The sequence below is a fragment of the Brevibacillus sp. FSL L8-0520 genome (assembly GCF_037963895.1).
In the GTDB taxonomy this organism is placed as follows: Bacteria; Bacillota; Bacilli; order Brevibacillales; family Brevibacillaceae; genus Brevibacillus; species Brevibacillus borstelensis.
Genome location: NZ_CP150171.1, coordinates 317460 through 342771 on the forward strand (window position 1 = coordinate 317460; position 25312 = coordinate 342771).

The following is a 25312-nucleotide window of genomic DNA, read 5'->3' on the forward strand; positions in this document are numbered from 1 at the left end:
GTGCTTTCACAGATGAGGGATGACATTCAGGCAGTATTTGAGCGTGATCCGGCAGCACGCAGCACATTCGAAGTGGTGTTGACGTATTCCGGACTTCATGCGATATGGGGACATCGCATTGCCCATAAGTGCTGGAAAGCCGGTTGGTTTACGCTTGCGCGGGCTATTTCGCAGTTTTTCCGCTTCATCACCGGAATCGAGATTCATCCAGGGGCCAAGATCGGCAACCGGCTGTTTATTGACCACGGGATGGGTGTCGTGATCGGGGAGACCTGTGAGATCGGTGACAATGTCACCATTTATCAAGGGGTAACATTGGGCGGGACAGGCAAGGAAAAAGGGAAGCGGCATCCGACTGTAGGCAATAATGTAATTATCGCTTCAGGGGCTAAAGTGCTGGGTTCCTTTAAAATCGGAGATAATTCCAAGATCGGGGCAGGCTCGGTCGTGCTGCAGGAGGTGCCGCCCAATTCTACGGTCGTAGGTATTCCGGGCCGCATCCGCATACAGGACGGAAAAAAGGTCACGAATGATCTGGACCACGTCAATTTGCCCGACCCGGTGGCGGACATGATTCGGACCATGCAGCAGGAAATCGAGCAGTTGCGCAAAGAAGTGAGCGCTTTGAGGGAGGATAAGAAGGATAATGAGCATTCAGTTCACTAATACGCTGACCAAACAAAAGGAAGCGTTTGTTCCACTGGAACCCGGCAAAGTGAAGATGTACGTGTGCGGACCGACTGTGTACAACTACATCCACATCGGCAATGCCCGTCCGGCCATTGTGTTTGATACGCTCCGCCGCTACCTGAAATACCGGGGCTACGAGGTTACTTTTGTGCAAAATATTACAGATGTCGACGATAAGCTGATCCGGAAAGCCAACGAGGAGGGCATCACGGTAAAAGAGGTGGCAGATCGGTATACAGACGCCTTTAACGAAGATCTGCGTTCCCTCAATATCCTGCCGCCGGACATCCAGCCCAGGGTCATGCAGACCATTCCGGAGATCATTCAGTTTATCGAAGGACTGATTGAAAAAGGATATGCCTATGATAGTGAGGGTGACGTTTATTTCCGCACTGGCCGTTTCACCGAGTACGGCAAGCTGTCCCATCAGCCTCTCGATGAGCTGCAGGCGGGGGCACGCGTAGAGATCAATGAAAAGAAGGAAAATCCGCTTGATTTCGCCCTGTGGAAGGCAGCCAAGCCGGGTGAGGTAAGCTGGAGCAGTCCGTGGGGAGAAGGCCGTCCCGGCTGGCATATCGAGTGCTCGGCAATGGCATTGAAGTTTCTCGGAGACCAGATCGATATTCACGCGGGGGGAGCCGATCTTGTTTTCCCTCACCATGAAAATGAAATTGCCCAATCTGAGTGCTACACGGGAAAAGTATTTGCCCGCTACTGGCTTCACAACGGTATGCTCAACATCAACAATGAAAAAATGTCCAAGTCGCTCGGAAACTTCATCCTTGCACGCGACCTGATCCAGCATTACGGCGGAGAGCTGATCCGATTTTTCATGCTGCAGGGTCACTACCGCAATCCGATCAACTTCAGCGATGATCTTCTCGAACAGGCTGCCAATGGATTGGAGCGCATTAAGACGGCTTACGCCAATCTCCGCCATCGCCTGGAGACTGCCCGGCCGCAGGAGCCGAACGGGCTGGCCGAAGAACAGGCCCGCACGATCAGTCAGCTGCGGGAACAGTTCATTGCCGAGATGGACGACGATCTGAATACGGCCAATGCGATTACGGTCGTTTACGAGGTCGTCAAGGAAGCCAATCTGTACTTGCGCAATCAAAATGTCGGTCGGGAGCAAGTCGAGCAGTATCTCTCGCTGCTGACGGAGCTGACGAGCGTACTCGGCGTGCAGCTTGAACAGGCGGAGGAGCTGCTGGACAGCGAGGTGGAGGCGCTCATCGGAGAGCGTACGGAAGCGCGCCGCTTACGCAACTTTGCTCGTGCCGACGAGATTCGCGATCTCCTCAGCGAAAAGGGAATTGTACTGGAGGATACCCCTCAAGGTGTTCGCTGGCGCAGAAAATAAAGGGGCATAACAAAACATGCAAAAGGAAGAGCTATCAAAAGACCCGCATTTGTTAAATCCGCTGGTGCTCGCTTTTTTGGGCGACGCTACGTATTCGCATTGCGTTCGCTACCATTTAATCGCAAAAGGTCTGGTCAAGCCAAATGTGCTTCACAAGACGGCCAATCAGTACGTCTCTGCAAAAGCGCAGGCTAACATCCTGCTGACCCTGATGCCTCTGTTCACGGAAGAGGAGGCAGCGGTGGTGAGGCGCGGGCGCAACGCCAAATCCGGCTCCAGCGCAAAGAATGCCGATATTATCGATTACCGGCACGCTACCTCTTTTGAGGCGCTCGTCGGCTACTTGTATCTGTGCGGGAAAGAAGAGCGGCTGGCGGAGATTATGGAGCAGGCATTTGCCATTGTGGAAGGAGTATACGGACATGAGTGAAGAGTGGATTGTCGGAAAGAATCCGATTATCGAGGCGTTGCGGTCTGGCCGTACCATGAACAAGATATGGATAGCGGAAGGGACCAATAAAAATTTGATGGGACCCATTTTTTCCCTTGCCAAGGAGCAAGGGGTGATTGTCACCACGGCAAACCGCAAAAAGCTCGACCAGCTTTGCGGCACCGACAATCACCAGGGTGTGATTGCCTCAGTCGCCGCCTATGACTACGTCGAAGTGGAGGACATTCTGAAGAGAGCCGAGGAACGCAATGAACTGCCGTTCCTCATACTGCTCGATGAGCTCGAGGACCCCCACAACCTGGGGTCCATCATGCGGACGGCAGATGCGGTGGGAGCGCACGGAATTGTCATTCCGAAACGGCGTTCGGTCAGTTTGACGGCGACTGTAGCAAAGGCCTCCGCCGGCGCAATCAACTACGTCCCCGTAGCGCGGGTGACCAACCTGGTTCGTACGATGGAGGAACTGAAGGAAAAAGGCGTCTGGATCGCCGGGACGGACGCCAGTGCCAAACAAGACTTCCGCCAAGGCGATTACTCGATGCCGCTGGCGATCGTGATCGGCAGCGAAGGCAAGGGCATGAGCAGATTGGTAAAGGACAACTGTGATTTCCTGTACAGCCTGCCCATGGCGGGAAATGTCACCTCGCTGAATGCCTCAGTAGCTGCTGCCCTTCTCATGTACGAAGTTTACCGCGCGAGGAGTCCTTTGTCGGCACAGGTGAAGTGACATGGCAAAAAGGAAAGCCAAGCAACTTTTGATTGTTGACGGCTATAACATCATCGGAGCCTGGCCCGACCTGCGCGTGCTCAAAGAGGAGGAGCGCATGGACGAAGCCCGTGATCTGTTGATCTCCAAGCTGGCAGATTACCAGAGCTTTACGGGCATAAAGGTCATTATCGTATTTGATGCCTACAATGTGCCGGGTATCGGAAGACAGATGAGCGATTATCAGATAGACATCTATTTCACCAAGAAAAAAGAGACGGCCGATGAAAAAATTGAGCAGCTTGTGGCAGAACATTACGCGAAAAATCGACAAATTTATGTAGCGACCTCGGACTATACATCCCAGCGTGTCATTTTTGGCCAGGGAGCCTTGCGCAAGTCAGCGAGGGAGTTGCTTCATGACATGGAAAGTATCGGCAAGGAGATCAAAGAGCAGGTGGAGAAGACTCGTGAAGAACGCTTCTCCACGCGTATTTCCTTGGATGGGGAAATAGCGAAAATATTCGAAAAATGGCGAAGGGAATAACCTGGATTCGGTTGACGCTTTTTTACGGCGCATGTATAATAGCCCTATCTGTGGAATAACCGGATGGCGGGGGGATCATTGTGAGCGTTGACCTCAAGGAGCTGAAGCATGCCCAATATGAGTTAATGTCCGACGAAGAGGTAGTTGATCTGGTTCGTGACAATGATGCCGAAGCCTTAGAGTACTTGATCAACAAGTACAAGAATTTCGTAAGGGCAAAAGCGAGGTCCTATTTTCTCATTGGGGCAGACCGCGAAGACATCGTCCAAGAAGGCATGATTGGATTGTACAAGTCTATTCGCGACTTCCGAGGGGACAAGCTCACGTCGTTCAAGGCGTTTGCCGAATTGTGCATAACCCGTCAGATTATTACTGCGATTAAGACAGCAACCCGGCAAAAGCATATTCCGCTCAACTCGTATGTATCGCTGGACAAGCCTATATACGATGAAGATTCTGACCGCACCCTGCTCGATGTGATTTGCGGGACGAAGGTGACTGACCCTGAAGAATTGTTCATCAATCGCGAAGAATTCGACGACATCGAAGGGAAGATGAGCGAAATTCTGAGCGATCTGGAGCGTCAGGTATTGATGCTGTATTTGGACGGCCGATCCTATCAGCAAATTGCTGTAGAACTCAAGCGGCATGTCAAATCGATAGACAATGCCCTGCAGCGGGTAAAACGCAAATTGGAAAAGTATTTGGAAGGCAGAGAGATTCATCTGTAGCATCGCAGAATCTCTCTTTTCTTTTGGAACAAAATGCTTCCGCTTTGTCAAGACGTTTTGTTGACATGGGTTGACTGGTATGATAAATTTGTTTAGGTAACCATGGCCACATTTCTCTCTTGCCTATGGTTGCTTTGTTAAAATGGTCAGGAAAAAGTAGCGGTTTTCCCGTACTATTTTATCCTTGTTCTTTTGAATACGTAGGTTTGAAATGAGATGGAGGTGGCAATAAATGCGAGTAAACATCACGTTGGCGTGCACTGAGTGTGGCGAGCGTAACTATATCTCCACGAAAAACAAGCGCACTACTACTGAGCGTGTCGAGCTGAAAAAGTATTGCTCCCGTGACAAGAAGCAGACCCTTCATCGCGAAACGAAGTAATGAACGGAAGCGACGAAGTCAGGGGGTGGCAGTGTGGGTTTCCTAGCAAGAATAGGATCTAGTTTTCGCCGGACCGGTGAATTTTTCGGCGATGTGAAATCAGAACTGAAGAAGGTCCGCTGGCCAAACCGAAAGGAATTGACCACCTACACGGTCGTCGTTCTCATTACGGTTACGCTTCTCGCTGCTTTCTTCTTTGTCGTTGATCTGGGTATCTCGCGCCTTATTGATTTGATTTTAGGAACGTAATTTTGCACGCCTAGGAGGGACGGACGGATAACGTCCTTGTGGATATGGAAAAAGCATGGTATGTGGTTCATACGTACTCGGGTTATGAAAACAAGGTAAAGACAAATCTGGAGAAGCGCGTCGAGTCGATGGGCATGGAAGACAAGATCTTCCGCGTTCTCGTACCCACGGAAGAAGAAGTGGAGACGAAGGACGGCAAAAAGCGCACCGTCACGAAAAAGGTGTTTCCAGGATATGTCCTTGTTGAAATGGTGATGACCGACGACTCTTGGTATGTCGTGCGCAACACCCCTGGGGTTACCGGCTTTGTCGGATCCACGGGCGCTGGTTCCAAACCGACAGCGCTTCGTCCTGAAGAGGCCGATATGATCCTGCGTCAGATGGGGATCGAGATTCCCAAAATCAAAGTCGATTTTGATCTTCGTGACATGGTGCGCGTGACTGACGGTCCGTTCTCCAACCGTACCGGAGAAATCATCGAGATTCACCCTGACAGACAAAAGGTTCGCGTACTGGTCGATATCTTCGGTCGCGAAACGCCGGTCGAGCTAGACTTTACACAGATTCAAAAATTGGATTAGGATTCATCTTGAAAATGACCACGCTATGTGGTACATTTCATGTTGTTTCTTATTTCCCCAACCATAAGGGGTTTCTTGCACTCTCACTATAGATGGAAAGTCTACATAGGACTTTCGGCAAAACAGTGGGAGGGGGCATTCCCCCGTAATAACCACATGTGAAGTAAGGAGGTGTCTTACGTGGCTAAGAAGGTTATCCGCGTAATTAAATTGCAAATCCCGGCAGGTAAAGCGAATCCTGCACCTCCAGTAGGTCCGGCTCTCGGTCAAGCTGGTGTAAACATCATGGGATTCTGTAAAGAATTCAACGCTCGTACTGAGAGCGAAGTAGGAATGATCATTCCAGTAGAAATTACTGTTTTTGAAGACCGTTCCTTTACTTTCATTACGAAAACTCCGCCGGCTGCTGTTCTGCTGAAGAAAGCTGCTGGTATCGAGTCTGGTTCCGGCGTGCCGAACAAGACGAAAGTTGCTACCCTGAAACGCGATAAAGTTCGTGAAATCGCTGAACTGAAGCGCCCTGACCTGAACGCAGCAACCGTGGAAGCGGCTATGCGCATGGTGGAAGGTACCGCTCGTTCCATGGGTATCGTGATCGAAGACTAATTGTCTTTGTTGCAATGAGGGGTACACGAGCTGTGCCCCTTGTTTGTGGGAGGATCAAACCGCTACGACCACATTGAAGGGAGATTTTAAAACATGGCAAAACGTGGCAAGAAGTACCAAGAGGCTGCGAAGCTGATTGACAAGAACAAAGTATACGAAGTAGCAGAAGGTATCGAGCTGGTTAAAAAAGCAGCTTCTGCTAAGTTTGACGAATCCGTGGAAGCAGCATTCCGTCTGGGTGTAGACCCGAAGCGTGCTGACCAACAAATCCGCGGTGCAGTTGTTCTGCCGCACGGTACTGGTAAAGTACAGCGCGTTCTCGTTTTCGCGAAAGGCGAAAAAGCGAAAGAAGCAGAAGCAGCTGGTGCAGATTATGTCGGCGATGCAGACATGATCGCAAAAATTCAAGGCGGTTGGTTCGACTTTGACGTAGTCGTAGCTACCCCTGACATGATGGGTGAAGTAGGGAAACTGGGTCGCGTGCTCGGTCCAAAAGGCCTTATGCCAAACCCGAAAACCGGTACCGTTACATTTGATGTAACCAAAGCCGTTAACGAAATCAAAGCTGGTAAAATTGAGTACCGCGTTGACAAAGCAGGTAACATCCACGCTCCAATCGGTAAAGTTTCCTTTGATGCCGAGAAGCTGGCTGAAAACCTCGCTGCGCTGACTGAAGCGCTGAACCGTGCGAAACCAGCGGCAGCAAAAGGCGTTTACATGAAAAACGTATCCATCAGCTCCACGATGGGTCCTGGCGTTCGTGTAGCTGTAAAATAATGATAGTTGACTTCCCTGGTGGAAGTTGATAAGATAGTTCCTGTTGATGAAAAGAATATGCCATGCCGTAGACAGAAGGTGCAGAGCCCAAAAGCCCTGCTTAATATCCCTCCGAGGCGTGTAATGAAGCGGATAGAGGAAATGCTAGATTTCCTTTGACGATATACATTATGCCCTCGTAGATGCTACGAGGGCATTCTTTTTTCCAGGATAGAGCACGGGAGGTGTAACCATTGGCAGAAATTCGTCCAACCGTTATTCGTGAAGAGAAAGTACAAGCGGTAAATGAAATCGCTACAAAACTGCGCAATAGCCAAACAACAGTAGTCGCTGATTACCGCGGTCTGACTGTAGCGCAAGTAACTGAGCTGCGTAGACAACTGCGTGAAGCAGGTATCGAATTCGTAGTTCTGAAAAACACACTGACTCGACTCGCTACAGCGAAAGAGAACCTGACTGAACTGGATCAGTACCTCACCGGTCCAAACGCAATCGCGTTCTCCACTGAAGATGTAATCGCTCCTGCGAAAATCATCGCTGAATTTGCGAAGAAAAACGAAAAGCTGGAAATCAAGGGTGGCGTAATCGAAGGAAAAGTAGTGGGCGCTGATGAAATCAAAGCGCTGGCAGCACTGCCTTCCCGCGAAGGTCTCCTGTCCATGCTTCTCAGCGTGCTGCAAGCTCCTGTGCGCAACTTCGCACTGGCAGTCAAAGCCGTTTCCGAGCAAAAAGAAGGCCAAGGCGCGTAATCGCCTGAACGGGTTACAAACCCAACTGGTTGTGTGAGCAACCGAACCAATACACTTATCCATGAATGGGAGGACAATAAGATGAGCAAAGAGCAAATCTTGGAAGCGATCAAAGGTATGTCCGTTCTCGAACTGAACGATCTGGTAAAAGCAATTGAAGAAGAATTCGGCGTAACTGCTGCTGCTCCTGTAGCTGTAGTTGCTGGTGGCGGAGCTGAAGCTGCTGCTGAGCAAACTGAATTCACTGTAAACCTGGTAAGCGGCGGCGCTTCCAAAATCAACGTTATCAAAGTTGTTCGCGAGCTGACTGGCCTGGGTCTGAAAGAAGCAAAAGACCTGGTAGACAACGCTCCAAAAACACTCAAAGAGGGCGTTTCCAAAGAAGAAGCAGAATCCCTCAAAGCAAAACTCGAAGAAGCTGGCGCAACTGTAGAAGTGAAGTAAGTTAGCTTCCTGAAAGTGGAATATATCCCCTTGCCTGCGGCAGGGGGATTTTCTGTAAGAAGGAACCAAGCCTATCGAAGAGGAAAGGTGGACCATACGTGGCAGATCACTACTACACGAGCCGCCCGGGAGCCAAGCATGACGAGCAGCAGTTTACGTTCACACTGCGGGGGCATGAGCTTCGTTTTATTACGGATGCGGGTGTATTCTCCCGGGATCGGGTTGATTTTGGCAGTCAGCTGCTAATCGAGACGATGGAGTTCGATGAGCATGCCCGCGTGCTGGATGTTGGCTGCGGGTACGGGCCGATGGGGCTAACTGCAGCCAAGCTGGCCAACAAGGGGCAGGTTACGATGCTCGATGTCAACGAGCGTGCAGTTGAACTGGCCCGTCGAAATGCTCAATTGAACGGGATCACGAATGTGGAGATCCTTGTCAGTGATGTGTACAGCGCTGTTCAGGGGCGGGTGTTTGACGTCATTGTAACCAATCCGCCGATTCGGGCCGGCAAGGAGATCGTCCATCGCATTTTTACGGAAGGGTACGAGCTGCTTGCCGAAGGCGGCGAGATGTGGGTAGTGATTCAGAAGAAACAAGGGGCGCCTTCCGCTTTGCGAAAGCTGCAGGAAGTCTACCGCGAAGTCGAAGAGGTAGACAAGAAAAAAGGGTATTCCATTTTTAGAGCGAGGAAGTAGCAGAACGCACATCTGCGCACGGCAGGCAAGAAATAAAAAATAGTCCCTTGACGTGCATATTTCATTATGTTAGCATTATAAAATGTCAATATGGGATTAATGTCTATTTTTTTAGCAGTTCTCATTATCAAAACGGCTTTCCTGCTTTTTTATCAAAGGAGGAATGACGGTGTAAAAAGATGGGAATTCTTATAAAATAGATTTCCTTTGGGTTAAAAATGGTAACGCTGCTTTAACCCATTTTTATTTTTGCTCGCACCAAGGCATTCGTCTGCTGAAAAGCTTGCCGGATGCCCAGTTTTCTATGTGTGAAAACACAACCTGAGGGGTGAATAAGTTGGCAGGTAAAGTGATTCAAAGTGGCCGACACCGCCAGCGTCGTACGTATTCGCGTATTAACGAAGTGCTGGGCCTTCCAAATCTGATCGAGATTCAGCAAAAGTCTTACCAGTGGTTCCTGGATGAAGGCTTGCGTGAAATGTTTCAGGACATTTCTCCGATCCAGGACTTTACGGGTAACCTTGTGCTGGAATTTATCGATTACAGCCTGGGTGAGCCCAAGTATGACGTGGACGAGTCGAAAGAACGTGACGTCACCTATGCAGCGCCTCTGCGCGTGAAGGTCCGCTTGCTTAACAAAGAGACGGGCGAAGTGAAGGAACAAGAAGTCTTCATGGGGGACTTCCCGCTCATGACCGAAACGGGAACCTTCATTATCAACGGGGCTGAGCGTGTCATTGTCAGCCAGCTTGTTCGTTCCCCCAGTGTATATTACAACACCAAAGTGGACAAAAACGGCAAGCAAACATTTACCGCTACCGTTATTCCAAACCGTGGCGCGTGGTTGGAGTTGGAGACGGACGCGAAGGATGTCATTTACGTCCGTATCGACCGTACCCGGAAGATCCCGGTAACGGTGCTTTTGCGCGCTCTCGGCTTTGGTTCCGACATCGAGATTCTCAACCTGCTGGGTGAGGACGAGTATATCAAAAATACGCTGGAGAAAGACAATACCGACTCTACGGAAAAGGCGCTGATTGAAATCTATGAGCGTCTGCGTCCGGGTGAGCCGCCGACAGTCGAGAACGCGAAGAGCTTGCTCATTTCCCGTTTCTTCGATCCGAAGCGCTACGACCTGGCATCCGTTGGTCGCTATAAAATGAACAAGAAGCTTCACCTGAAAAACCGTCTCTACAATCAGCGTCTGGCTGAGACGTTGGTAGATACGAGCACAGGTGAAATTATCGCAGAAGCAGGTCAAATGATTGACCGCCGGATTCTTGACCGGATTTTGCCGATGCTGGAAGAGAGCGTAGGGTTCGTAGATGTACGGACGCACGGCGGTGTTCTCGAAGAGGATATGATCCGTCTGCAATCCATCAACATCTTCTCTCCGCTTGACGACGGCAAAGTGATCAAGGTCATCGGCAATGGAAACGTCGATAAGACCGTTAAGCACATCACGCCTGCTGATATCGTTGCGGCGATCAACTATTTCATGAACCTGCTTCATGGAGTCGGTTCTACCGATGACATCGACCATTTGGGCAACCGTCGTCTGCGTTCCGTTGGTGAGCTGTTGCAGAACCAGTTCCGCATCGGTCTTTCCCGTATGGAGCGCGTAGTTCGCGAGCGGATGTCCATTCAGGATCAAAACCAGATCACGCCGCAAGCGCTGATCAACATCCGTCCGGTCATCGCAGCGATCAAGGAGTTCTTCGGAAGCTCCCAGTTGTCGCAGTTTATGGATCAGACCAACCCGCTTGCAGAGCTGACGCACAAACGCCGTCTGTCTGCACTCGGTCCCGGTGGTTTGACTCGTGAGCGCGCGGGCTTTGAAGTGCGTGACGTTCACCACTCTCACTACGGCCGTATGTGTCCGATTGAGACGCCGGAGGGTCCGAACATCGGTTTGATCAACTCGCTGTCTTCCTTTGCCCGGATCAATGACTATGGATTCATTGAAACGCCGCGTCGCAAGGTAGACCCGGAGACCGGTTACGTTCTGGATGAAATCGCCTATCTGACGGCGGATGAAGAAGACGTGTTCAACGTCGCTCAGGCCAACCAGCCTTTGGACGAAATGGGCCGCTTCATCAACGACATGGTTATTTGCCGACGCAAGGGCGACATCTTGAGTGTCCCGCGCGACAAGGTTGACTATATGGACGTATCTCCGAAGCAAGTCGTTTCGGTTGCGACCGCTTTGATTCCGTTCCTGGAAAACGACGACGCCAACCGCGCGCTGATGGGTTCCAACATGCAGCGGCAGGCTGTTCCATTGCTCATTCCGCAAGCGCCGTTTGTCGGTACCGGTATGGAGCATAAAGCAGCGCAAGACTCCGGCGTGGCGATCGTTGCCAAGCATCCGGGTCAGGTAGAGCGCGTGACAGCCCGCGAAATTTGGGTACGCCGCTATAAAGAGATCGACGGCAAGAAAGTAGCCGGCGATATCGACAAATATAAATTGCACAAGTTTATCCGTTCCAACCAGGGTACCTGCATCAACCAGCGCCCGATCGTCAGAAAAGGCGACTGGATTGAAAAAGGCGACATCATCGGTGACGGTCCGTCCACAGAAAAGGGCGAATTGGCACTGGGCCGCAACGTTATCGTTGCGTTCATGACCTGGGAAGGGTACAACTACGAGGACGCCATTCTCCTCAGCGAAAAGCTTGTAAAAGATGACGTGTATACGTCTATCCATATTGAAGAGTACGAGTCCGAAGCCCGTGACACCAAGCTCGGTCCGGAAGAAATCACCCGTGATATTCCGAACGTCGGCGAAGACGCTCTGAAAAATCTTGACGAGCGCGGTATCGTTCGCGTCGGTGCGGAAATTCAGGACGGCGACATCCTCGTCGGTAAAGTAACGCCGAAAGGGGTTACCGAGCTGACGGCGGAAGAGCGTTTGCTCCATGCCATCTTTGGTGAAAAGGCACGCGAGGTTCGCGACACATCCTTGCGCGTACCGCATGGCGGTTCCGGTATCGTTGTCGACGTGAAAGTGTTTACCCGCGAGAACGGCGACGAGCTGCCGCCGGGTGTCAACCAACTCGTCCGCGTCTACATCGCCCAAAAAAGGAAAATTTCCGTGGGTGACAAAATGGCCGGTCGACATGGTAACAAAGGGGTTATTGCCCGGATCATGCCAGAGGAGGATATGCCGTTCTTGCCGGATGGCTCTCCTGTGGAAATCGTTCTGAACCCACTCGGGGTTCCGTCCCGGATGAACATCGGTCAGGTACTGGAAACGCACCTTGGCATGGCGGCGAAAATGCTCGGCATCCACGTAGCGACACCGGTATTTGACGGAGCTCGTCAGGAAGATGTGTTCGAGACGCTGGAAGAAGCCGGCCTCGACCGCGACGGAAAAACGATTTTGTACGATGGCCGCACAGGTGAACCGTTTGACCGCCGTGTAACGGTAGGTTGCGTGTACATGCTGAAGCTGGCTCACTTGGTGGACGACAAGATCCACGCTCGTTCCACTGGTCCATACTCGCTCGTTACGCAGCAGCCTCTGGGCGGTAAAGCTCAGTTTGGCGGACAGCGCTTCGGGGAGATGGAGGTTTGGGCACTCGAGGCTTATGGTGCCGCCTATACGCTGCAAGAAATTCTTACTGTCAAGTCGGACGACGTCGTTGGTCGGGTGAAGACCTACGAAGCGATCGTCAAAGGGGAAAACGTACCGGAGCCAGGTGTTCCTGAGTCCTTCAAGGTTCTCATCAAGGAACTGCAAAGCTTGGGTATGGACGTGAAAATCCTGTCCGAAGACGAGCAGGAAATTGAAATGCGTGAAATGGAAGAAGAGGACGAGGGCAGCGGTGAAAAGCTGAATCTCGTACTTGAAGGCGGAAGCTTGGACGAAGAGTAAGATTCCGGTACAAAGGGAGGTAACGCCCTGTGATAGACGTGAACAACTTCGAATATATGAAGATCGGCCTGGCTTCCCCGGACAAAATCCGCTCCTGGTCTTTCGGGGAAGTGAAAAAGCCGGAAACGATCAACTATCGTACGTTGAAACCGGAAAAGGACGGTTTGTTCTGCGAGCGTATTTTCGGTCCGACCAAGGACTGGGAGTGCCATTGCGGAAAATACAAGCGCGTTCGCTACAAAGGTGTCGTGTGCGATCGATGCGGCGTGGAAGTGACCCGCGCCAAAGTACGCCGTGAGCGGATGGGGCACATCGAGCTGGCTGCCCCAGTCTCTCACATCTGGTACTTCAAAGGAATCCCGAGCCGCATGGGCCTTGTTCTTGACATGTCCCCGCGTTCGCTCGAGGAAGTCATCTACTTTGCATCTTACGTGGTAACCGATGCGGGCGATACGCCGCTCGATAAAAAGCAGCTGTTGTCCGAAAAGGAATACCGCAATTACCGTGAAAAATACGGACATTCCTTCCAGGCGATGATGGGAGCAGAGGCGATCAAACGCCTTCTCCAGGAAATCGATCTGGAAAAAGAAGTAGAGACGCTGAAGGAAGATCTGAAAACGGCACAAGGCCAACGCCGCAACCGTGCGATCAAGCGTCTGGAAGTACTGGAGGCATTCCGCAATTCCGGCAACCGTCCTGACTGGATGGTTCTGGATGTACTGCCGGTCATTCCGCCAGAGCTGCGTCCGATGGTTCAGTTGGATGGGGGACGCTTTGCCACCTCCGACCTGAACGATCTGTACCGCCGCGTAATCAACCGCAACAACCGTCTGAAACGCCTGTTGGAACTCGGCGCACCGGACATTATCGTGCAAAACGAGAAACGCATGCTGCAGGAAGCAGTAGACGCGCTGATCGACAACGGTCGCCGCGGCCGTCCGGTGACAGGTCCGGGTAACCGTCCGCTGAAATCCCTCAGCCATATGCTGAAAGGGAAACAAGGACGCTTCCGTCAAAACCTGCTCGGTAAGCGTGTTGACTACTCCGGCCGTTCCGTTATCGTGGTTGGACCAAACCTGAAGATGTATCAGTGCGGTCTGCCGAAAGAAATGGCGCTGGAGCTGTTCAAGCCATTTGTAATGAAAGAGCTGGTGGCAAAAGGCCTCGCTCACAATATCAAGAGCGCAAAGCGCAAGGTAGAGCGCGTTCAGCCTGAGGTGTGGGATGTACTGGAAGATGTCATCCGCGAGCACCCGGTGCTTTTGAACCGCGCCCCCACGCTGCACAGACTTGGTATTCAGGCATTCGAACCTGTACTGGTTGAAGGCCGTGCGATTCGTTTGCATCCGCTCGTTTGTACGGCATACAACGCCGACTTTGACGGTGACCAGATGGCGGTTCACGTTCCCCTGTCCGCTGAGGCACAGGCAGAAGCCCGTATCCTCATGCTGGCAGCACAGAACATCTTGAACCCGAAAGATGGAAAACCGGTTGTAACGCCTTCTCAGGACATGGTTCTCGGTTCCTACTATCTGACGCTGGAGCGTGAAGGGGACATTGGCGAGGGTACGGTATACCGTGACTCTCACGATGCGATTGCCGCATACCAAAACGGCTTTATCAGCCTCCATACGCGCATTGCTCTGCCGGCGAAGGAATTGAACAAAACCAGCTTTACGGAAGAACAGCGCAACGCTCTGTTCGTGACGACGGTAGGGAAACTGATCTTCAACGAAATCTTCCCGCCGGAGCTGCCGTTTATCAACGTTCCGACGAAAGCGAACCTGCAAAAGGGCGTACCAAACGACTTCTTCATTTTTGATAAAGGCGTAAACGTAAAAGAGTTTATCGCCAAGCTGCCTGACCAGGGAGCTGTGAAAAAAGGTTTCTTGGGAACCATCATCTCCGAGTGCTTCCGCCGTTTTGGCACAATGGAAACCTCGAAGATTCTGGACAAAATCAAGGAACTCGGCTTCACGTACTCTACGAAAGCCGGTATTACGATCGCTGTTGCCGACATCGTCGTGCCTGAAAAGAAAAAGGAAATCCTCGAAGAAGCTGATCAAAAGGTACAAACCGTTATGGCGCAATACCGCCGCGGTCTGATTACCGAGGATGAGCGATACGACAGGGTTATCTCCATCTGGTCGAAGGCGAAGGACGAGGTAACCGAAGTGCTGATGAAGTCCATGGATAAGTTCAATGCGATCTTCATGATGGCGAACTCCGGTGCCCGCGGTAACGTGTCGCAGATCACACAGCTGGCTGGTATGCGCGGTCTGATGGCAAACCCGTCCGGTCGAATCATCGAGCTGCCGATCAAATCGAACTTCCGGGAAGGCCTGACCGTATTGGAGTACTTTATCTCCACGCACGGTGCGCGTAAAGGTCTTGCCGATACCGCTCTGCGTACCGCTGACTCGGGTTACCTGACCCGCCGTCTGGTTGACGTTGCGCAAGACGTGATCGTCCGCGAGATCGATTGCGGAACCGACAAGGGCATTCGCGTCACAGCGATCAAGGACGGCAAGGAAGAAATCGAGAAGCTTTCCGATCGCCTGATTGGCCGCACATGCTTTGAGACTGTGCGCCATCCGGAGACCGGCGAAGTCATCATCGGCCGCAACGAGGAAATTACAGAGGAAATTGCCGAGGTCATCGAAAAAGCTGGCATTACCGAGGTTTATATCCGCAACGTGCTTGCTTGCCGCACAAGCCATGGCGTCTGCAAGCGCTGCTACGGTCGCAACCTGGCTACCGGCGACGAGGTGGAAATCGGCGAAGCAGTCGGAATCATCGCCGCTCAATCCATCGGTGAGCCGGGAACCCAGCTGACGATGCGTACCTTCCATACCGGGGGGGTTGCGGGAGACGATATTACCCAAGGTTTGCCGCGTATTCAAGAGCTGTTTGAGGCGCGCAATCCGAAAGGGCAAGCAGTTATTTCCGAGATCGACGGTGAAGTCATCGATATCCGCGAAGGCAAAGACCGTCGTGAGATCGAGGTTCGCGGCGAGGCGGAAAACAAAGTGTACGCCGTACCGTACGGTTCCCGCATCAAGGTAGCCGTAGGCACCAAGCTCAGTGCCGGTGACGAGCTGACAGAGGGTTCCGTTGACCCGAAAGAAATGCTCAAGGTACGCGGCCAACGCGGCGTATCCAACTACATCCTGCAAGAGGTACAAAAAGTGTACCGGATGCAAGGGGTAGAAATTAACGACAAGCACGTCGAGGTCATGATCCGTCAGATGCTTCGCAAGCTGAGAGTCATCGACAGCGGCGAAACCGATCTCTTGCCAGGCTCCTATGTCGAAGTGCATGAGTTTGAGCAGGCAAACGCCAAAGCCTTTATGGAAGGAAAGAGCCCTGCTGTCGGTCGTCCAGTCCTCTTGGGGATCACCAAGGCTTCTCTGGAAACAGACTCCTTCCTGTCGGCAGCATCCTTCCAGGAAACAACACGTGTCCTGACCGATGCGGCGATCAAAGGCAAGGTGGACCGCCTCCTTGGCCTGAAGGAGAACGTCATCATCGGAAAACTGGTTCCAGCCGGTACCGGTATGTCCCGCTATCGCAATATCAAGGTAGCAAGCCGTGCAGACTACGAAGCGCAAGCTAGCGAGAACAACGAGCAGCTCGAAGCTGTGTCGGTAGAGTAGCGCCAAAGCAGGTCGGCGCAATAGACGCAACAAAGCAGGAAGTGCCCGTCCTCGTGATGGGCACTTCCCTTTACTAAATAAATAATAGAAAAATAATAGCATCGGGCGTTGACATTGACGGGCCCAACTGATATTATATTCAAGTGTGCCTGACATCTGTACTTTGGAGGATATGATTCTACATGTCTTATGAAAAAGTAGAGCGGGCCAAGGAGCTCACCATTGGCGTCAAACAGACGATGAAAGCCGTGGAGCACAATCAGGTTGAAGCGGTTTACATTGCAGTTGATGCTGATAGACGATTGACCCAAAAAGTCGAGCTTCTTTGCAAAGAGAAGGGTGTACCAGTCATCCGCGTCGATTCCATGCGCCGATTAGGCAAAGCGTGTGGGATAGAAGTGGGAGCGGCAACTGCCGCGATAAAGAAAAGTGGTTAACGATGTTTTTGTTTCCGGCCAACTTCGCGTTGGTTGTGTGGCAAAGACTTTCTATTTGACCAAAGATGACTCACCTGGATCTGTGGTCTTGAGATTGGGTAATAAGAAGGGAGGTAACATCCATGCCTACAATGAACCAATTGGTGCGCAAAGGTCGCAAGGACAAGGTTGTGAAGTCGAAGTCCCCAGCTCTGCAAAAGGGGTACAACAGCTTCAAAAAGGCTCAAACCAACCAAAGCTCTCCTCAAAAACGCGGTGTCTGCACTCGTGTGGGTACCATGACTCCGAAAAAACCAAACTCCGCGTTGCGTAAATACGCTCGTGTGCGTTTGACTAACGGTATTGAGGTTACTGCTTACATCGGTGGTATCGGCCACAACCTGCAAGAGCACAGCGTCGTGCTGGTTCGCGGCGGCCGTGTAAAAGACTTGCCAGGGGTTCGTTATCACATCGTTCGCGGTGCGCTTGACACTGCTGGTGTGAACAACCGCAAACAAGGTCGTTCCAAATATGGTACGAAGCGTCCGAAGCCGGGCCAAGCAGCAGCAAAAAAATAATCGCCTAGCTATGATGGCGTAATCTTAAATCTATACAGAAGGAGGGAATACGATGCCACGGAAAGGTCCTGTAACCCGTCGTGACGTACTGCCTGATCCGATTTACAACAGCAAGTTGGTCACTCGTCTGATCAACCGCTTGATGCTGGATGGCAAACGCGGTGTTGCGCAGAACATCCTGTACAATGCATTCAACATTATTCAGGAGCGTACTGGTCGCAACCCTATGGAAGTGTTTGAAGAAGCACTGAAAAACGTAATGCCTGTACTGGAGGTAAAAGCTCGTCGTGTTGGTGGTGCCAACTACCAAGTACCGATCGAGGTAAAACCTGAGCGCCGTACCACTCTCGGCCTGCGTTGGTTGGTTAACTACTCCCGCACTCGCGGTGAGAAAACCATGGAACAACGTCTGGCAAACGAGATCATGGACGCTGCGAACAACACAGGTGCAGCAGTGAAAAAGCGTGAAGACACGCACAAGATGGCTGAAGCAAACAAAGCGTTTGCACACTATCGCTGGTAGTAATAAGAGCGGGTGTTCGGTTTCGATACCCGCATATTCTTACATTCGAGTATGGAAGGAGCATACCCAATGGCTCGCGAGTTCTCTTTAGCGAATACGCGGAACATCGGTATCATGGCACACATTGATGCCGGTAAGACAACCACCACTGAGCGTATTCTGTTCTACACCGGTCGCGTGCACAAAATTGGTGAAACGCACGAAGGTGCGGCCACCATGGACTGGATGGAACAAGAGCAAGAACGCGGTATTACCATTACCTCGGCTGCTACCACGGCTCAATGGAAAGGCCATCGAATCAACATTATCGATACGCCTGGACACGTAGACTTCACTGTTGAAGTAGAGCGCTCCCTGCGCGTTTTGGACGGTGCCGTAACCGTTTTCGACGCGAAAGGCGGCGTTGAGCCTCAGACCGAAACCGTTTGGCGCCAAGCTGACCGGTATGGCGTACCTCGTATGTGCTACATCAACAAAATGGATATTATCGGCGCAAACTACGATATGTGCTTGGAGCAAATTCGTACCCGCCTGGGCGCAAACCCGGTAGCTGTTCAATATCCAATCGGTGCGGAAGACCAGTTCAAAGGTATGGTTGACCTGATCGAAATGAAGGCAATCATCTATACCGATGACCTCGGTAAAACCTCCGATGCTGTTGAAATCCCGGCTGAACTCAAAGACAAGTGCGAAGAGCTCCGTCTTGCACTGGTTGAAGCAGCTGCGGAACAAGATGAAGAATTGATGATGAAGTACCTGGAAGGCGAAGAGCTGACCAACGATGAAATTCGCGCAGCTCTGCGTAAAGGTACCATCGAGTGCAAAATCACGCCAGTCATGTGCGGATCTTCCTACCGTAACAAGGGTGTTCAACCAATGCTGGACAACGTAGTGGCATACCTGCCATCTCCGATCGATATTCCAGCAATCAAAGGTACGCTCCCTGACTCCGAGGATGAAGTAGAACGTCCGGCTGACGACAACGGTCCGTTCTCCGCTCTGGCGTTCAAAATCATGGCTGACCCGTACGTAGGTCGTCTGACATTCTTCCGCGTATACTCTGGTGTTCTGAGCTCCGGTTCTTACGTACTGAACTCCACCAAAGGCAAGCGCGAGCGTGTCGGTCGTATCCTGCAAATGCACGCAAACCACCGCGAAGAAATCCAACAGGTTTACTCCGGTGACATTGCAGCAGCTGTAGGTTTGAAAGACACTACGACTGGTGATACCCTCTGTGATGAGAAAGCTCCAGTAATTCTGGAGTCCATGACCTTCCCAGAGCCGGTTATCCACATTGCGATCGAGCCTAAATCCAAGGCCGACCAAGACAAAATGGGTGTTGCGCTTTCCAAGCTGTCCGAAGAGGATCCAACGTTCAGAACTCACACAGACGAAGAGACTGGTCAAACCATCATCTCCGGTATGGGTGAGCTTCACTTGGAGATCATCGTTGACCGCATGAAGCGTGAATTCAAAGTTGAAGCGAACGTAGGTGCTCCGCAGGTTGCTTACCGCGAGACATTCCGCAATGCAGCCAAAGTGGAAGGTAAATTCGTTCGTCAGTCCGGTGGTCGTGGTCAATACGGTCACGTTTGGGTGGAGTTCTCTCCACTGGAGCCGGGCAAAGGCTTCGAATTCGAAAACAAAATCGTCGGTGGTGTAGTACCGCGTGAATACATCCCTGCGGTACAAGCTGGTATCGAAGAAGCTATGAAAAATGGTGTTCTTGCCGGCTTCCCACTGGTAGATATCAAAGCAGCGCTGGTTGACGGTAGCTACCACGATGTCGACTCCTCCGAGATGGCATTTAAAGTGGCTGGTTCCCTCGCACTGAAAGAAGCTGCGAAGAAATGTGGCGCTACTCTTCTCGAGCCAATCATGAAGGTAGAAGTCACAATTCCGGAAGAGTACATGGGCGACGTTATGGGTGACCTGAACTCCCGCCGCGGTCGTATCGAAGGTATGGAAGCTCGTGCAAACGCACAAGTGATCCGTGCAATGGTACCACTGTCCGAGATGTTTGGTTACTCCACCGTACTGCGCTCCCGTACGCAAGGACGCGGTACGTACGCAATGGTACTCGACCATTACGAAGAAGTACCGAAGTTCATCGCTGATGAAATCGTCAAGAAGTCCAAAGGCGAATAATTGGCGCGCTTGACTTTATCTTGAAACGAGAAAGGTTTACAATATGATAGGGTAACCGTTGATAGGGTAAACCTTTCTTTACTCTAATAAAACCCTTATTAATGAGGAGGCTCACTCTCATGGCTAAAGAAAAATTTGAGCGGACGAAACCGCACGTAAACATTGGTACCATCGGTCACGTTGACCACGGTAAAACTACTCTGACTGCTGCTATCACCACTGTTTTGGCTCAAGCAGGTCAAGCGAAAGCAATGGCTTATGACAGCATCGACGCTGCTCCAGAAGAAAAAGAGCGCGGTATCACAATCAACACTGCTCACGTTGAGTACGAAACTGCAAACCGTCACTATGCACACGTTGACTGCCCTGGACACGCGGACTACGTGAAAAACATGATTACCGGTGCTGCTCAAATGGACGGCGCTATCCTGGTAGTATCTGCTGCAGATGGCCCAATGCCACAAACTCGTGAGCACATCCTGCTGTCCCGCCAAGTAGGCGTACCTTACATCGTAGTATTCATGAACAAATGCGACATGGTAGACGATGAAGAGCTCTTGGAATTGGTTGAAATGGAAATCCGCGACCTGCTGTCTCAATATGAGTTCCCAGGCGACGATATCCCAGTAATCAAAGGTTCTGCAAAAGAAGCTCTTGACAACCCATCCGGCGATTGGGCTAAGAAAATTCTCGAGCTCATGGAAGCTGTTGACACTTACATCCCAACTCCTGAGCGTGCAACTGATAAACCATTCCTGATGCCAGTTGAGGACGTATTCACCATTACTGGCCGTGGTACTGTTGCTACCGGTCGTGTAGAGCGCGGTGTAATTAAAGTTGGTGACCAAGTAGAAATCGTTGGTCTGGCTGAAGAAACAAAAACTACTACTGTAACTGGTGTTGAGATGTTCCGCAAACTGCTGGATCAAGCAGAAGCTGGTGACAACATCGGTGCTCTGCTCCGTGGTGTTGAGCGCAAAGACATCGAGCGCGGTCAAGTACTGGCGAAGCCAGCATCCGTTAAACCTTACACCAAGTTCAAAGCAGAAGTTTACGTTCTGTCCAAAGAAGAGGGCGGCCGTCACACTCCTTTCTTCTCCAACTACCGCCCACAATTCTACTTCCGTACAACTGACGTTACAGGTATCATCCAACTGCCAGAAGGCGTTGAAATGATCATGCCTGGCGACAACACTGAGTTCACCGTTGAACTGATCGCTCCAGTAGCGATGGAACAAGGTACTCGCTTCGCTATCCGCGAAGGCGGCCGTACAGTTGGTGCAGGCGTAGTTTCCTCCATCACTGAGTAATTGCCAAAAAAGCAAACCCGACAGCATAAAGCTGTCGGGTTTTTTATTTTTCATGCGGCAAATTGCTGCTGCCTGTCACAACAACCAGTCCCTGATCGTCTTGTGAGTAGAACAGAACCCGAAAAGGGGAGACGCCAAGTGGAGCATGTTGATGTGTGTGTAATCGGCGGCGGACTATCCGGATTGGCGTCGGCTGTCTGTTTGGCAGGGGCGGGTAAAACGGTTATGCTGGTGGAACAATCAGAACGGCTTGGCGGCCGTGCTTCCTCTGATGTTTATGAAGGGTGTTTTGTAAACCGGGGACCTCATGCCTTATGCCAAAAAGGGATAGGAATGAAGGTGCTGGGCCAACTGGGAATCGTTCCAAAAGGGGGCACGTTGGCTTTAGGTGGCACGCTAACAGAGCGGGAACATGAATATGAGCTGCCAATGACACCGCTCTCACTGCTGAAAACCAATGTTTTTACCTGGAAACAAAAGAAGGAATTTCTCAGTCTGTTGTTTCGCTTGACGAGGCAGGATTTGGAATCAGTTTGTCAAATGACACTCTACGAATGGGCTAATCTAAACATAGCCGATGAACGTGTGAGACAACTGCTTTATACGCTGGTTCGCTTGTCCAGCTACTGCGATGATCCCGAGCGAGCGAGCGCAGGAGTACTTCTTCGGCAGCTTCGACTATCCGCAGTAGGTGGTGTAGCGTATCTCCACTACGGTTGGCAAAGCCTCATTAATGATTTGAGGGAACAGGCATTGAAGGCGGGTGTTACGATTCGGCTGAGGCAGCATGTGGCAACGATCGAAGGAGAAACGCCAGCGATAAAAGTCGGCCTGACAGAAACGAGATTTCTATCTGCGAAATACGTCATATCTTCGGCGGGCCCAGCGGCTACCTATCGTATGGTGAAACATGCAGAGAAGACGGTGTTGGCCAGGTGGAAATACACGCTCATACCGGTAAAAGGCGCCGCCCTGGACGTTATCGTCAAGAGGCTGCCGAATCCGGACATTTCCTTTGCCCTGGATCTGGAGCAGCCCCTGTATTTTTCGAATCATTCAGCCGCAGCAGTCTTTACGAATCATCCGGACTACCAGGTGATACACACATTCAAATATCATCGTGCTTCGGAAATCCCTGATTCCGACCAGGATCGCGAGCTGTTGGAAGCCTTTCTCGACAGGCTGCAGCCAGGCTGGCAAAACGAGGTTTTGAAAAAGCGCTATTTGCCAGCGATGACGGTTTCCCACAGTCTGGTGACACCGGAGCGAGCCGCCATGCTGTCCAAAGAAAGTCCGGCTATCAAGGAAATTCCCGGTCTTTACGCAGTTGGCGACTGGTTTGCACGCGAGGGGCTGTTGGCGGATGCGGCATTGGCTAGCGCGTATGAGGCTGTGCAAGACATTTTGAAGATGGAAGGCAAGTGAGGATGAGCCATGATGGATACACAGCAGCTCTACGTAACATACAAGCCGCTGCTTTTTTCGATTGCCTACCGCATGCTCGGAACAGTAGCGGATGCAGAGGATATTGTTCAAGATACGTTTTTGTCGCTTGAAAGATTTCAAAAAAAGAATGTCGAAAACATCAAAGCGTGGCTTTGCAAGACTTTGACAAATCGCTGCATTGACTTTTTGAGGTCTGCTCGGAAAAAGAGGGAAGTATACGTAGGACCTTGGCTGCCCGAACCCGTTGTTTTTCGGGATGAACAGCTTGGTCCAATGGAGCAGGTGATCCGGCAAGACCAACTGTCGATTGCGATGCTGGCCTTGATGGAAAGTCTCTCGCCTGTAGAAAGAGCCATCTTTATTTTGCGGGAGGTCCTCGATTTTGAATATGACGAGATTGCCGAGATAACGGGCAAGGAGACGGTGAACTGCCGCAAGATTTTCAGTCGGGTAAAACAAAAGCTCTCCAAAGAGCTGCCAGACAAAAGGATTGATTACGAGCAGCAGAGGATGCTGCTGGAGTCGTTTTTACAGGCGATTCATACGGAGGATTCGGCCACATTGCTGGAGCTGCTGTCTCCGGATGTGGTCCTCTACTCCGATGGCGGCGGAAAGGTAAAGGCCGCTCTCAGGCCTATTTTGTCGAGCGAGAGAGTTGTCGCGTTCTTGCTGGGAGTCACCCGAAAGCAATCTACAGATTATCGTGTGGAAATCGCAAACGTAAATGGCGAGGCTGGCATCATCGCCTATGAGGGAAATGAGGTTTACGGTATAAATACAATCAAGCTGGTAGACGGAAAAATCGCGGCCGTGTATATCATCCGGAATCCGGATAAACTCAAAAACGTTTGATGACTCAAGGTTAGTGCGCGCCGGTGGTCCTTATCAAATTTGCAAATGACGGCGATCAAAAAAAGGAAATTATGTGACGGCCATTCCTGTGCTACAATTACGAATGCGATTTGTAATGTAGAAAGGGAAGAAGGGCCAGTCATGCAAAACAATGAACGATGGTTGTATCTGATGCTTGCCGGTGTGGTCACACTGTGGGGCCTGAATGTCGTAATGGTAAAGTACCTTACCATGTTTCCGCCGCTCTACGTGGCAGCGATCAGGATGACTGTAGCAGGCCTTTGTTTGAGCCCGATTTTATGGATGTATCGGCACCAGTTGAGATTGAAAGGGACTGACTGGCTGCTCATCGTGGGAGTAGGCGCCAGTTCGATAGCGCTGCACCAGTTGACACTCGCTTTGGGAGTGCGATTTACGACTGCAGGAAACGCATCTCTGATTTTGGGACTCAATCCGTTGGCAACAGCTCTGCTTGCCATGCTTCTTCTGGGCGAAGGAATGTCCTGGCGGAAGGGGCTCGGGATCGGGGTTGGATTCAGCGGTGTTTTGATTGTCGTTTTGTCCCAGCATGGTTCGATCGAAATGAACGGCTGGGGAGACTTGATTATGTTCTCCTCGATGCTGATGTATGTCACGGGCGGACTATTGATTCGGAAGCTGACGACCCGGGGCGTTCCCGTTTTGTTGATTACAGCCGCTTCGCAGATGTTCGGGGTCCTCTTTTTATGGGGGGCGGCTCTGGTTGAACAGCCATTATCCTACTATGTATCACTGGAAGTAACACCGTTCCAATGGCTCGTCATTTTTGTGTCAGGCGGACTCTCGACGGCTGTAGGTTCGATGGGCTGGAATTACGGCATTCGCCAGTTGGGGGCAAGCCGGACGGCTGTATTTTTAAATGGAATGCCGCTCGCCAGCCTGTTTTTTGCCGCTTTGTTTCTCGGGGAGCGATTGCAGCTTTTGCATTTGCTCGCTCTGGTGATGATAGTCGCTGGCGTTTATTTGGGGTCGCGGCAGATTTCGGCAAGAGGGATCAAGCCAAAAACGGATGTCATGACAAAAGCGTAGGGGAGCTCCCTACGCTTTATCTGTTTCCCACTGGTTGACCATATGGTAGGCGGTCAGGCGCAAGCGCTCAAAGAACTGATCTCTGAGCTCGCCTTTTAGACCGATGCGATCCATAGCCTCGCTCATGCAAGAAAGCCATGCGGCTGCTTGCGTAGTGCCGATCGGAAACCGCATGTGGCGGGCGCGGAGCATGGGATGGCCATGCTTGTCGCTGTAGAGGGTGGGCCCGCCTAGAAATTGAGTGAGGAACTGATACTGTCTCTCCTTCACTTCGGTAAAATCGTCCGGAAAGAGCGGAGCGAGATCGGGATGCTTCGCTACGAGATCGTAAAACGTATCTACCAAACGGGTGAGAGTCTCGGCCCCGCCAATTTGTTCATAAGGTGTGACAAGCTTGTCGGACACTGCCGGTATCCTCCTTCTTTGCGAGAGTACGTTACCAGTATACCGTGTTTCTTCTTATATAT

25 protein-coding genes and 1 other annotated feature are annotated in these 25312 nt (G+C 51.4%); of the genes, 24 read left to right on the top strand and 1 reads right to left on the bottom strand.

The window, feature by feature from the left end; translation table 11 throughout:
• The 24 genes from cysE (at position 1) to NSQ24_RS01925 (ending at position 24845) form a co-directional block, all read left to right on the top strand.
• A complete protein-coding gene (cysE, locus tag NSQ24_RS01810) occupies positions 1 to 666 on the top strand; it encodes a serine O-acetyltransferase (protein ID WP_003392031.1) in 666 nt (221 codons plus the stop codon).
• The gene (cysS, locus tag NSQ24_RS01815; RefSeq protein ID WP_024984060.1) at positions 647 to 2053 is read left to right on the top strand and encodes a cysteine--tRNA ligase; all 1407 of its coding nucleotides are present in this window, start codon (positions 647 to 649) and stop codon (positions 2051 to 2053) included. Before cysE ends, cysS begins: the two co-directional genes overlap by 20 nt.
• Before the next feature lie 16 nt (positions 2054 to 2069).
• Entirely contained in the window at positions 2070 to 2483 is a 414-nt protein-coding gene (locus tag NSQ24_RS01820; protein ID WP_339167144.1) for a Mini-ribonuclease 3, read from the top strand.
• Positions 2476 to 3231 (top strand): 23S rRNA (guanosine(2251)-2'-O)-methyltransferase RlmB, encoded by a 756-nt coding sequence (rlmB, locus tag NSQ24_RS01825; protein WP_003392024.1) that lies wholly within the window; start codon positions 2476 to 2478, stop codon positions 3229 to 3231. Before NSQ24_RS01820 ends, rlmB begins: the two co-directional genes overlap by 8 nt.
• 1 nt (position 3232) lies before the next feature.
• Complete coding sequence (locus tag NSQ24_RS01830) at positions 3233 to 3757, top strand: NYN domain-containing protein (RefSeq protein WP_003392022.1); 525 nt, start codon at positions 3233 to 3235, stop codon at positions 3755 to 3757.
• Between the two features lie 80 nt (positions 3758 to 3837).
• The gene (sigH, locus tag NSQ24_RS01835; protein ID WP_003392020.1) at positions 3838 to 4488 is read left to right on the top strand and encodes an RNA polymerase sporulation sigma factor SigH; all 651 of its coding nucleotides are present in this window, start codon (positions 3838 to 3840) and stop codon (positions 4486 to 4488) included.
• 232 nt (positions 4489 to 4720) lie between these two features.
• Positions 4721 to 4870, top strand: a complete 150-nt coding sequence (gene rpmG / locus NSQ24_RS01840; RefSeq protein WP_003392018.1) for a 50S ribosomal protein L33 — start codon at positions 4721 to 4723, stop codon at positions 4868 to 4870.
• A 33-nt stretch (positions 4871 to 4903) separates the two neighbouring features.
• Positions 4904 to 5119, top strand: coding sequence for a preprotein translocase subunit SecE (gene secE, locus NSQ24_RS01845; protein ID WP_003392016.1), 216 nt, complete (start codon positions 4904 to 4906; stop codon positions 5117 to 5119).
• A 44-nt stretch (positions 5120 to 5163) separates the two neighbouring features.
• On the top strand, positions 5164 to 5700 hold the full coding sequence (gene nusG, locus NSQ24_RS01850; protein ID WP_003392014.1) for a transcription termination/antitermination protein NusG: 537 nt from the start codon (positions 5164 to 5166) through the stop codon (positions 5698 to 5700).
• 180 nt (positions 5701 to 5880) lie between these two features.
• Entirely contained in the window at positions 5881 to 6306 is a 426-nt protein-coding gene (gene rplK / locus NSQ24_RS01855; protein WP_003392012.1) for a 50S ribosomal protein L11, read from the top strand.
• Between the two features lie 93 nt (positions 6307 to 6399).
• Positions 6400 to 7083 carry a 50S ribosomal protein L1 gene (gene rplA / locus NSQ24_RS01860; protein WP_003392009.1) on the top strand — a complete coding sequence of 228 codons (684 nt, stop codon included), beginning with the start codon at positions 6400 to 6402 and terminating at the stop codon, positions 7081 to 7083.
• A 47-nt stretch (positions 7084 to 7130) separates the two neighbouring features.
• Positions 7131 to 7294 (top strand) — a sequence feature (ribosomal protein L10 leader region).
• 22 nt (positions 7295 to 7316) lie between these two features.
• On the top strand, positions 7317 to 7832 hold the full coding sequence (gene rplJ / locus NSQ24_RS01865) for a 50S ribosomal protein L10 (RefSeq protein ID WP_003392008.1): 516 nt from the start codon (positions 7317 to 7319) through the stop codon (positions 7830 to 7832).
• 81 nt (positions 7833 to 7913) lie between these two features.
• The gene (gene rplL, locus NSQ24_RS01870; RefSeq protein ID WP_003392006.1) at positions 7914 to 8276 is read left to right on the top strand and encodes a 50S ribosomal protein L7/L12; all 363 of its coding nucleotides are present in this window, start codon (positions 7914 to 7916) and stop codon (positions 8274 to 8276) included.
• Between the two features lie 98 nt (positions 8277 to 8374).
• Entirely contained in the window at positions 8375 to 8971 is a 597-nt protein-coding gene (locus NSQ24_RS01875) for a class I SAM-dependent methyltransferase (RefSeq protein WP_003392004.1), read from the top strand.
• Positions 8972 to 9308: 337 nt separating this feature from the next.
• Positions 9309 to 12848, top strand: coding sequence for a DNA-directed RNA polymerase subunit beta (rpoB, locus tag NSQ24_RS01880; RefSeq protein ID WP_003392002.1), 3540 nt, complete (start codon positions 9309 to 9311; stop codon positions 12846 to 12848).
• Between the two features lie 29 nt (positions 12849 to 12877).
• A complete protein-coding gene (gene rpoC, locus NSQ24_RS01885) occupies positions 12878 to 16504 on the top strand; it encodes a DNA-directed RNA polymerase subunit beta' (protein WP_339167149.1) in 3627 nt (1208 codons plus the stop codon).
• Between the two features lie 182 nt (positions 16505 to 16686).
• On the top strand, positions 16687 to 16941 hold the full coding sequence (locus tag NSQ24_RS01890; protein WP_003391999.1) for a 50S ribosomal protein L7ae-like protein: 255 nt from the start codon (positions 16687 to 16689) through the stop codon (positions 16939 to 16941).
• A 122-nt stretch (positions 16942 to 17063) separates the two neighbouring features.
• Positions 17064 to 17498 (top strand): 30S ribosomal protein S12, encoded by a 435-nt coding sequence (gene rpsL, locus NSQ24_RS01895; RefSeq protein WP_003391998.1) that lies wholly within the window; start codon positions 17064 to 17066, stop codon positions 17496 to 17498.
• A gap of 52 nt (positions 17499 to 17550) precedes the next feature.
• On the top strand, positions 17551 to 18021 hold the full coding sequence (gene rpsG / locus NSQ24_RS01900) for a 30S ribosomal protein S7 (RefSeq protein WP_003391996.1): 471 nt from the start codon (positions 17551 to 17553) through the stop codon (positions 18019 to 18021).
• Positions 18022 to 18090: 69 nt separating this feature from the next.
• Complete coding sequence (fusA, locus tag NSQ24_RS01905) at positions 18091 to 20169, top strand: elongation factor G (protein ID WP_003391995.1); 2079 nt, start codon at positions 18091 to 18093, stop codon at positions 20167 to 20169.
• Between the two features lie 119 nt (positions 20170 to 20288).
• A complete protein-coding gene (tuf, locus tag NSQ24_RS01910) occupies positions 20289 to 21479 on the top strand; it encodes an elongation factor Tu (protein ID WP_003391992.1) in 1191 nt (396 codons plus the stop codon).
• A 138-nt stretch (positions 21480 to 21617) separates the two neighbouring features.
• Positions 21618 to 22904 (top strand): FAD-dependent oxidoreductase, encoded by a 1287-nt coding sequence (locus tag NSQ24_RS01915; RefSeq protein ID WP_003391990.1) that lies wholly within the window; start codon positions 21618 to 21620, stop codon positions 22902 to 22904.
• 9 nt (positions 22905 to 22913) lie between these two features.
• Positions 22914 to 23777, top strand: coding sequence for an RNA polymerase sigma-70 factor (locus NSQ24_RS01920; RefSeq protein WP_122958192.1), 864 nt, complete (start codon positions 22914 to 22916; stop codon positions 23775 to 23777).
• A 141-nt stretch (positions 23778 to 23918) separates the two neighbouring features.
• Positions 23919 to 24845: a DMT family transporter gene (locus NSQ24_RS01925; protein ID WP_024984055.1), complete on the top strand. Its 927-nt coding sequence runs from the start codon at positions 23919 to 23921 to the stop codon at positions 24843 to 24845.
• A gap of 9 nt (positions 24846 to 24854) precedes the next feature.
• Here the strand turns inward: NSQ24_RS01925 and NSQ24_RS01930 are convergent, their stop codons facing one another.
• Positions 24855 to 25250, bottom strand: coding sequence for a hemoglobin-like protein (locus NSQ24_RS01930; RefSeq protein WP_003391986.1), 396 nt, complete (start codon positions 25248 to 25250; stop codon positions 24855 to 24857).
• Positions 25251 to 25312: the final 62 nt, after the last annotated feature.